Raw genomic sequence first — 10,534 nt, forward strand, 5'->3', positions numbered from 1 at the left:
AAATTTAGTGATAGCATTAAATTTTAACATTTTTTTTATTTTCTTTTTTATATATTTTAATTTAAGGATATAGTGAGGAGGATATAATGGAAGCTTATCAAAAAACTTTTAGTCAAGTACAACATGAATTATCAGTAAATGATCAGGGTCTTAATTCAAAAGAAGCGTTAATTAGAATGCAGAAACATGGTAAAAATGAAATTGTTGCAAGTAAACAACCGAGTGTGTTTTCAATATTTATTGATCAGTTTAAAGATCTTTTAGTAATTATTTTAATTGTTGCGGCTTTGATATCAGCGTTTACTGGCGAAATTGAAAGTACGTTAGTAATTATTGTAGTAATTACTATAAATGCAATATTAGGGACTATTCAAAGCGTAAAAGCGCAAAAATCACTTAATAGCTTAAAAGAATTATCAATTCCTAAAGTTAAAGTAATCCGTTCAGGAAAGAAAATGGAAATACTAGCAAATGAGTTAACAATAGGCGATATTGTTGTTATTGTAGCAGGCGATGTAATTTCAGGTGACGGTCGTTTAATAGAAGCTAATAACTTAATGATAAATGAAAGTGCGTTAACCGGAGAATCAGAAAGTGTCGAAAAACAAACGTTACCTTTACACCATGAATGTTCGATTGCTGATATGAATAATATGGTCTTTTCGGGTAGCTTAGTTACAAATGGAAGTGGCAGCTATGTTGTAACTAAAATAGGAATGAATACCCAGATTGGTAAAATAGCAACTATGCTTAATGAAACTAAGCAAAGAAAAACGCCTTTACAAAAGTCTTTAGATGAATTTTCATTAAGATTATCAATTGGGATCATAGTTATTTGTATTTTTGTTTTGGTGATGGATGTTTTATTTGCTAAAGAACAATTATTAGATGCCTTAATGGTGGCTGTTGCTTTAGCTGTGGCAGCTATTCCTGAGGCCTTAGGATCAATTGTAACGATTGTATTATCCATCTCTACGCAAAAAATGGCTCAAGAAAATGCGATTATAAAGAATTTAAATGCGGTAGAAAGTTTAGGGTGTATATCGGTTATTTGTTCAGATAAAACAGGTACATTAACACAGAATAAAATGGAAGCTACTGATATATATACTCGTGATCGAAGAATTAAAATTAGTGAGTTGAATCATCGTGAATATAATCATAATATTTTATTGAAGTCTTTTGCAATCTGTAATAATGCATCAATTTCAAATGGTAAAAATATTGGTGATCCTACAGAAATTGCTTTGTTAGAAGCGTATCATAACTATTGTTTTAACCATGATTATGATCTAAAAACAAAGCGTCGTTTAGAACTTCCTTTTGATTCATCACGAAAATTAATGAGTGTTGCTTCAAATAATCATTTATATACTAAAGGAGCACCTGATGTTTTATTAAATCGTTGCAAAACTATTTTAAATGATGGCTATAAAGAGATTTTAACTAATCAAGATAAAAAGAAAATTTTAGAGCAAAATGATTTTTTAGCTAGTGAGGGTAAAAGAGTCTTAGGTTTTGCTTACAAAAAATTTTATCGTAATACTTTGACGATTCAAGATGAATACGATTTAGTTTTTATCGGCTTAGTGGCGTTAATAGATCCACCACGGCCTGAAAGTTTTCAAGCAGTTCAAGATTGTATTAATGCTGGAATAAAACCGATTATGATTACTGGGGATCATGCCACGACAGCTTGTAGTATTGCTATGCAAATTGGAATATATAAACCTGGCGATAAATGTCTCGATGGTAAACAATTAGATAAAATGACTGATAATCAGCTATATGCTTATTTACCACAAATTTCTATTTATGCCCGTGTTGCTCCTGAACATAAGATTAGAATTGTTAAAGCATGGCAAAAAAGTGGGAAGGTTGTTGCTATGACCGGTGATGGGGTAAATGACGCTCCGGCTTTAAAACAAAGCGATGTAGGGGTAGCAATGGGGATTACAGGAAGTGAAGTTGCTAAAGATGGAGCAAGTATGGTTTTAACTGATGATAATTTTGCTACTATCGTTAAAGCAATAATGACGGGGAGAATTGTTTATACTAATATAAAAAATGCAATTATTTATCTATTATCGGGTAATTTATCAGCGATTATCTGTGTATTAGTAACTTCATTTTTAATCTTACCGACACCTTTTTTACCGGTTCATCTACTATTTATTAATTTAATAACTGATTCATTGCCAGCAATTGCAATTGGGATGGAAAAAGGAAATGAGGAAATTCTAAAACAAAAACCACGGAATATCAATAAATCGTTATTAAATAAAGAAACAATTTTACAAGTTGGCTTTGAAGGTTTAATCATTAGTATTTTTACGATGTTGAGTTATTTTATGGGACTTCGAAATAATGAATTAACTGCTTCGTCAATGGCTTTTGGCACTCTATGTTTAGCGCGATTGTTACATGGTTTTAATTGTCGTAGTGATTTACCACTAATTAAATTACCGTTAAATTATTATAGTTTACTGGCATTTTTAATGGGAGGACTTCTTTTAATCTGGATTCTTATTTCACCTAATTTTCATTCATTTTTTTCTATTAGTGAATTAACGTTGAGACAATTAGCAATGATTTTTATTTTTGCGACTTTACCTAGTATTATTATCCAGTTTTATAAGATGATAGCTTCTAGACATAATTTTTAGTTGATCATAGTATAATATACTGGTGATTAAATGAAAAAACGATATATATCATTGATTATAATAATAGTCTTGGCAATTATAGTTCAATTAGTTTGTATTAGTATTACGCCAGCGTTAAAAACAATTGCCAGTAAAGAAGTTAATCGTTTTTGTCAGATGATCATCAATAATACACCATTTCCAGTAGAATTAGAACATGATGATTTAATTGCGATAAGCCGTAATGGTGATGAAATCGTCGCTATTAATTTTAATACTAACTATGCTTCAAGTCTTGGAGCAAAATTAGTAAATCAGTTAGAAGATCTTTTTTATTCAATTGAAGCAGGCACCTATCAAAAAGAAGATAATTCGTTTTATCAAAATAAATTGCAGCAAATGAGCGATAATGGTGGGGTAATTGCAACTATCAGACTAGGTCTTTTAACTGATAATCCTTTTTTGGCTAATGTTGGACCAAAGATAAATCTTAAATATAAAACTATTAGTGCTATTACTAGTACAGTTGAGGAAAATATAGAAAACTATGGTGTTAATCATGTTATGGTTTCGTTAAAGATAGTTATTAAAATTAGATTGATGGTGTTATTTCCCTTTTATAATGAAGAATTTTCACATAAATATGATTATCCACTTGTGATGGAAGTAATAGAAGGTGAGGTGCCAAATTGGTATCAAAACTAGATATCTTGCAACGTTTTTATCAAGTTTCTTTAGATAAAGAAAGTGATTATTTTGAATATCAAGGACAATTATATTATTTTAATCAAGTTAATAATTTTACTAATTATTATCCTTATTATGTTAATGCTCTAGGGTTGAATGGATTTCAGGTAGTAATGAATTGTTTTAATCATCCAATTTCTATGGATTACATGTTGTATACTTATCAAATAGAAGAGTATCTTCTTGATAGTTTTATTAATCTATCTTTACAATCGATTAATAAAACGATTGAAATTATAAAAATAAAAGAGAGCTGGTGTACAATTTTAGATCAAGCTAAAAGTAAACTGGGCAATTATGCTTCAAGAATTAGTCATTTTGAACATTTTATTATCTTGTTTTATTATTATCAAGGATTAGGGGAAACCGCGATAAGTATTTTAAATATGATTAATGAAGAAGTATTTCATTTAGGAGTTGAACACTTTTATTTTAATGATTGTTATGAGGATTTGTGTAATCCAAATAATCTTATTTTTGCTTCGCGAATAAAAGATCTTGCAAGCAGTTATAAAAAGGGAATAATTGGTATCGAACAATTAGATAATTATATTAAAAAGGGAAATCTTAGTAGTAATGAAATAATATATTTATATGCTCGTTTATTGTTTCCAAGTGAATTTATGGCTCTAGCGATAAACGAGGATTGTAATGATTTGCAGATTAAAAAGAAACTGTTATTAATGTATCAAAATATTGATTATGAAAGACAACGACTTATTATAGCTATTGATTTATTAAATAATTATGTAAAATTACCACGAATAGCCTGGTTAGAACATTGACATCAAAAGATATAATGTTACTATTTAGTTATGATTTAAAAGAGGTATTGTTATGGAAGTGATTGAAAAGGTTTTAACTAGATTAGATAATTTAAATATTGATTACCAGTTAATAAAACATAAACCGGTTTATACAATTAATGAAATTAATCAAATTAATGAAATTGATATTAGTTTTGTACTAAAAAATTTATTTTTAACTGATGATAAAAAACAACATTATTATCTTGTTTTATTAAAAAATGATCAACAGCTCGATTTAAAAAAATTAAGAAAAGTTCTTAAATCACGACGCTTAACTTTTGCAAGTGAAGAAGATTTAAATAAGTATTTAGGTTTGAAAAAGGGTGCTGTTAGCCCGTTGGGGATATTAAATGACCATGATAAAATTGTTGATGTTATAATTGATAAAGAAATTGAAAAGATGATAAAAATTGGTATTCATCCTAATATTAATACAGCTACGATTTATTTATCTTTTACTGATTTATTAAAAGTAATCGAATCAAATGGTAATAGACATTGTTTTATTGAATTAAATGATAATGGTATATAAAATAAAAAAACTTACAAACACAATGTTTGTAAGTTACTTATTTAATGGAGCGAATAGCATACAAGTTACGAACTATGTTCTCTTTCTAAGAATATTATATATGAATTATTATTAAATTTCAATGGAAATATAGATAAATTAGATGAACTAATAGTTGATATGAAAAACAAATATCTCCGTCCAGATAAATAAAAATAATTTTTGTAGAACTATATAAAAAAATAAAATAAAATGATATAATATTATTATAAAATTACTGGTGAAATTAAGATGATAAATAGTAATTTACCAAAAAGATTGTCAGTAATGACAGTCTTTTTTGTACGACAGGCAGTTATACAAATAAATTAGTTCAGTGCAACTAATCTATTTTTTTATTATATATTGACTTTTAACGATAACTACTATAAAATATAGTAGTGTAGTTTATAGTAGAAAGGAGGACATTAAATATATGAAAAATTATGACAATTATTTTCTTCCTGTAGATAATATGGAAGAAGCAAAAAGATACTATGAGGAAATATTGGGGTTAAAAAAGAAATTTGATTTCTCTGATAAGGGAATGGTTGCTTATAATATTGGAAATGAAGAACCTGCAATAATTTTAAAAGACAAAAATAAATTTGAGAATTTAAAGCCTACAATATGGTTTGAAGTAGAAGATGTTGCAATCTTCTATAAAGAAATGTTGAATAATGATATAAAATTTTTGAGTGAGCCTTTTAAAATTGGAACTGGTAATGCAGTCGAGTTTGAAGATCCATTTGGAAATAGACTTGGCGTTACAGATTATATTAAGTAAGGAGTAGAGATTATGTCAAATATAGATTTGGTATTATTAGGACTTATTAAACAAAAATCACAAAGTGCTTATGATATTAAAAAAAATATAGAATATCGTAATATACCAAGATGGGTAAAAATTAGTGAACAGTCTATTTATAAGAAAGTATTACAATTAGAATCAAAAGAATATATTGTTAGCCATAAAGAGAAAGAGGGAAATATGCCAGATAAAGCAATATATACTATTACTAACAAAGGTAATGATTATTTTAATAAACTTATGAATGATATTTCAAATTCTGATGTTAGTCTATATTTGGATTTTAATGTTATTATCACGAATTTAGATTTAGTAGATGATGAACAAAAACAGATTCTTGTTTCTAATATAAAATCAAAGATATTAGAATTAAAAGAATTACTAAATGAAAGACGTTCTCATAGACAACATATTCCTAATGTTGGAAAACAAATGTTCAAACAACAATTAGCATTAGTAGAAACATTAGAAAAGTGGATAATTGATTTTGAGAATAGTTTAAAAGAACAAAATTAGCAAATATTGATTTTAAGTTAAAAGATAAATTTGTAGGGAGGGAAATTCCATGAAAATAATCAACATTGGTATTCTTGCTCATGTAGATGCAGGAAAGACGACCTTAACGGAAAGTCTGCTTTATACAAGTGGAGCAATTTTAGAATTAGGCAGTGTAGATAAGGGAACAACAAGGACAGATACTATGTTTTTAGAACGTCAGCGTGGAATCACAATTCAGGCAGCAGTTACTTCTTTTAATTGGAATGACTACAAAATCAATATTGTAGATACTCCTGGACATACAGATTTTATAACAGAAGTGTATCGTTCCTTATCTGTTCTTGATGGAGCAATTTTAGTAATTTCTGCTAAAGATGGTGTACAAGCACAAACCCGAATACTATTCCATGCACTTCAAAAAATGAATATACCAACAATTATTTTTATAAATAAAATAGATCAGGATGGAATTAACTTAAATAATATTTATCAAAATATCAAAGAAAAACTTTCAAATGATATTATTGTTATGCAAAATGTAACATTAACTCCAGAAATATCAATTAAAAATATCATTGATTTAGATGATTGGGATCCTGTAATTTCCAAAAATGATAAACTTTTAGAAAAATATATTGTAGGAGAAAAATTGACTATACAAGAATTAATGTATGAAGAATATAGGTGTGTTAAAAAAGGTTCGTTGTTTCCTATATACCATGGAAGTGCTAGAAATAATATAGGGACTCAACAACTTATCGAAGCTATTTCAAATCTTTTTTGTTCTGAAATGAATGAGAATGATTCAGAACTATGTGGAAGAGTTTTTAAAATTGAATATACAGACCATAAGCAAAGATTAGTTTATTTGCGTCTTTATAGTGGAACATTACACTTACGAGATACAATTATGTTGCCAGAAAAAAAGAAAATGAAACTTACAGAAATATATATTCCTTCAAATGGGGAAATGATACAGACAAAAATAGTTTGTTCTGGAGATATTTTTATTATACCTAACAATACATTAAGATTGAACGATATTATAGGAAATGAAAAGATTTTGCCATGCAATGTATGGAATGACAAGACTGTACCAATACTACGAACAAGAATTGAACCGATAAAAATAGAAGAGAGAGAAAAATTATTGGATGCTCTTACAGAAATTGCAGATACTGATCCTCTTTTACGTTATTATGTTGATACGATAACACATGAAATCATCATTTCTTTTTTAGGAACAGTGCAGTTAGAAGTTATCTGTTCTCTGTTGATTGAAAAATATCACATAAACATAAGAATCGAAGATCCAACCGTAATTTATTTGGAAAAGCCATTACAAAAGGCAGATTATACTATTCATATTGAAGTACCACCAAATCCATTTTGGGCATCAATTGGATTATCAATAACTCCACTTCCAATTGGCACTGGAATACAGTACGAAAGCAAAGTTTCACTCGGTTATTTAAATCAAAGTTTTCAAAATGCAGTAAGAGAAGGTATTAATTATGGACTGGAGCAAGGATTGTATGGTTGGAAAGTGACAGATTGTAAAATATGTTTTGAATATGGTGTTTATTATAGCCCTGTTAGTACTCCCTCGGATTTTCGCTTTCTTGCCCCAATTGTACTTGAACAAACATTGAAAAAAGCGGGAACGCAATTATTAGAGCCATATCTTTCGTTTATACTTTTTACACCAGAGGGATACTTTTCTCGTGCATATAAAGATGCACAAAAACATTGTGCAATAATTGAAACAAGTCAATCAAAAAATGATGAAGTTATTTTTACAGGACATATTCCTGTACGTTGTATTAATGAATATCGTAATACTTTAACTCTATATACAAATGGGCAAGCAGTTTTTTTGACAGAATTAAAAGATTATCAAATTGCTACTTGTGAACCAGTTATTCAATCACGTAGACCAAATAATCGAATAGATAAAGTACGCCATATGTTTAATAAAAAAGAAAATTAAGTTACTATTCACTAAAATTACAATTTATTAAGCAGACAATTTATGGGCTTATCAGAAATGATAGGCTCTTTTTTTATAATTAATTTTATTTTTTAATATAAGGGTTTGGGATTTCCCATAGTAGAATTTATACGGGAGTATAAATTCAGTGCTGGCTAGACAATAAAATTACTCCCACATTAAATAAAATATAAAAAGAGGATCAAATTATTTTTATAATTTTTTCCTCTTTTTTAACCTCTGTTTATATAAAAACAAGATCATTTAATATAATTTCTTCAGCCTTATTTTTGTAATTGTTCATAAGTTTTGACCATTTTATATGATTAATCTCTTTATTTTTTTCAGATAGTTTTTTATCTGAATTTTTGTAATTTTCCATTAATATTTGTAATCTATCTTCACTATTTTTACTGACTGAAATAAGATGATTAGTAAGTTCATTAGTCATTAAAAGTGTGGTATAAAGTGCTTTTTTATTTTCTTTCAAATAGCGTAATCTTAAATATCCATATTTGTTTATTCCATTAGTACTTTGATTTTTTATAGTTAAGTTTGGAAATAAATAATCTCCATTTCGTGTATAAATTAATTTCATTTTCATCTCTCCATTTCTTTATTTAATTTGTGACTGCAATATCTTTTTTAGGTACTAATATTAAAATATCTTTTAATTTGTTTTCTTCGACATAAGGGCAACTAATAATGCCATCAACATATAAATGTTCTCTTGATTTTGACATAAAATATTCTAAAAATTCATTTGAATATTTATGAGTATTTCACTAAAAAGATGACAGCGTTTCACTCATTTGATGACGTCATCACACTAGTGTGATGATAAAAATAGTCACTATAGATTTGACCATAGTGACATTTTTTTATTAATTCTTTTTTCGTGCTCTCATTGATTTGTCGCCCTTTATATGAATGGTATACGAAGATGATACTATTCTATCAAGTATGGCATCAGCTATTGCTCCTCCACCTAGATTTTTATGCCATCCATCTGGTGTGAATTGTGAAGCAATAATTGTTGTATGACTATCATATCTTAATTCCAACAGTTCAAGGATATCGCCCTGTTGTTCCTGAGTTGTTGGATTAAGTAAAAATTCATCAATAATAAGAACTTCAGCTCTTGCATATAATCTTAATTTTGGCTTATATTTTCCATTTCGTCTTGCCTGATCCAATTCAAACAATAAATCCGGCAATCTTATATACTTTACAACTTTTGCTTTCTTGCATGCGGCATTTCCTAATGCCGAAACAATATATGTCTTTCCACTTCCAGTTGCACCAATGACAATGACATTGATATGATCATCAATATAACTGCATGTTGATAGTTTCATGATGAGTTCCTTGTCAAGCTCTCGGTCAGGGTAATATTGTATATCTTCCAGCGTTGCGTTCATCATTTTTATTTTTGATCTTCTTTGTATACCCGTGACAAGATTATTATATTTGTCATTGACTTCTTCATCAACCATGAATGCCAATCTTTCATCAAACGAAAGTTCCTTGAAAGCTTGACTGTTACACTGTTCCTTGTAGATTTCAGCCATTTTATGTAATTTTAAGCTTAATAACTTTTCGTATGTTTGATTAATCATTTTTTACCTCCGTAATAATCTGCACCTCTTAACAGTGCACCTTCATTGTTTTCTTTTTCTTCTGCTAGTTTATTATTTCTATCTTGTAGATAATCAAGATATGATTTAAAATTCTTGTAGCTGCAGGTCACTCGCTTTTCAAGTATAGATTCTGATACTTCTTCTATCAGATCCGATGGATATCTATCACTAAGTTTTAAAATTGACATACATCTTTGGTACATTTGTTCCTCAATTTTAACACTTTCAAGATTTTGAGTAATGATTCTGCAGGTGAATGGGCCTATTCTTTCAGCCCATTTTTTAAATCTCTCACCATTCCATTCAGTATAAAGCTTATGATGGTCAGGCATGTGATCTTCCATTGTAGAGTATTGATTGACTACCCCATTCAATCTAGGATGGCTGGCGATTCTAGAACCATGATGATAAATTTCAATCATCTTTCTAGAAACACGCACATCTACCTTTTCTCGTAGAAATCTATAGGGGACAGAATAGAAATTTTTTTCGAAGCTGATATGGTAGTTATAGTTGACAATAGCTTTCTTCCATTCAGCAAATTCATAGGGAAACTCCGGAAGTGATCTTAGATAGGGAAGCTCCTCATTTAAATAAACAAAGCTTCTGCTGTATTCTCGTTTTTGAAATGGTTTTCTGTTGATTTTATCCAGTTCCACCAATATACATTCATTTGCTTCCTCTATGCTTGAGAATCTAAAATTTCTCAATCTTGCAATAATCTGAGTGTTAATAGTAAAATAAAGATAACCAAAAAGGTTGGTATAATAATTACCAGTTTCGGCAATGAAAAACTATCCTAAGGTTATCTTTTTTGATAGAATCTTCTGTATTCAAATACAGG

The 10,534-nt window shown here is 28.7% G+C and carries 11 protein-coding genes; 7 read left to right on the forward strand and 4 right to left on the reverse strand.

The genetic code is table 11. The features are described 5' to 3' along the window. Positions 1–86 precede the first annotated feature (86 nt). From B5E92_RS11445 to tet(44), 7 genes are all read left to right on the forward strand, one after another. Positions 87–2,666, forward strand: coding sequence for a cation-translocating P-type ATPase (locus tag B5E92_RS11445; protein ID WP_087302302.1), 2,580 nt, complete (start codon positions 87–89; stop codon positions 2,664–2,666). A gap of 30 nt (positions 2,667–2,696) precedes the next feature. Next, positions 2,697–3,350: a sporulation protein YunB gene (locus B5E92_RS11450; RefSeq protein WP_087302304.1), complete on the forward strand. Its 654-nt coding sequence runs from the start codon at positions 2,697–2,699 to the stop codon at positions 3,348–3,350. Then, positions 3,335–4,177: a hypothetical protein gene (locus B5E92_RS11455; protein WP_087302306.1), complete on the forward strand. Its 843-nt coding sequence runs from the start codon at positions 3,335–3,337 to the stop codon at positions 4,175–4,177. Before B5E92_RS11450 ends, B5E92_RS11455 begins: the two co-directional genes overlap by 16 nt. A 52-nt stretch (positions 4,178–4,229) precedes the next feature. Continuing rightward, positions 4,230–4,733, forward strand: coding sequence for a prolyl-tRNA synthetase associated domain-containing protein (locus B5E92_RS11460; protein ID WP_087302308.1), 504 nt, complete (start codon positions 4,230–4,232; stop codon positions 4,731–4,733). A gap of 454 nt (positions 4,734–5,187) precedes the next feature. After that, positions 5,188–5,538, forward strand: coding sequence for a VOC family protein (locus tag B5E92_RS11465; protein ID WP_087302310.1), 351 nt, complete (start codon positions 5,188–5,190; stop codon positions 5,536–5,538). Positions 5,539–5,550: 12 nt separating this feature from the next. Beyond that, positions 5,551–6,078, forward strand: a complete 528-nt coding sequence (locus B5E92_RS11470; RefSeq protein WP_087302312.1) for a PadR family transcriptional regulator — start codon at positions 5,551–5,553, stop codon at positions 6,076–6,078. A 49-nt stretch (positions 6,079–6,127) separates the two neighbouring features. Further along, positions 6,128–8,050, forward strand: a complete 1,923-nt coding sequence (tet(44), locus tag B5E92_RS11475; protein WP_087302314.1) for a tetracycline resistance ribosomal protection protein Tet(44) — start codon at positions 6,128–6,130, stop codon at positions 8,048–8,050. 244 nt (positions 8,051–8,294) lie between these two features. On the opposite strand, the gene B5E92_RS11480 is transcribed toward tet(44), so the two are convergent. The 4 genes from B5E92_RS11480 to B5E92_RS11490 form a co-directional block, all read right to left on the reverse strand. Continuing rightward, a complete protein-coding gene (locus B5E92_RS11480) occupies positions 8,295–8,648 on the reverse strand; it encodes a TnpV protein (protein ID WP_158095227.1) in 354 nt (117 codons plus the stop codon). Between the two features lie 22 nt (positions 8,649–8,670). Then, complete coding sequence (locus B5E92_RS15930; protein WP_255376225.1) at positions 8,671–8,793, reverse strand: hypothetical protein; 123 nt, start codon at positions 8,791–8,793, stop codon at positions 8,671–8,673. A 141-nt stretch (positions 8,794–8,934) separates the two neighbouring features. Further along, a complete protein-coding gene (locus B5E92_RS11485; RefSeq protein WP_087302317.1) occupies positions 8,935–9,669 on the reverse strand; it encodes an ATP-binding protein in 735 nt (244 codons plus the stop codon). Then, complete coding sequence (locus tag B5E92_RS11490) at positions 9,666–10,349, reverse strand: hypothetical protein (RefSeq protein WP_087302319.1); 684 nt, start codon at positions 10,347–10,349, stop codon at positions 9,666–9,668. Before B5E92_RS11490 ends, B5E92_RS11485 begins: the two co-directional genes overlap by 4 nt. Positions 10,350–10,534: the final 185 nt, after the last annotated feature.

It is taken from the genome of Erysipelatoclostridium sp. An15 (assembly GCF_002160675.1).
Lineage (GTDB): Bacteria > Bacillota_I > Bacilli_A > Erysipelotrichales > Coprobacillaceae > Thomasclavelia > Thomasclavelia merdavium.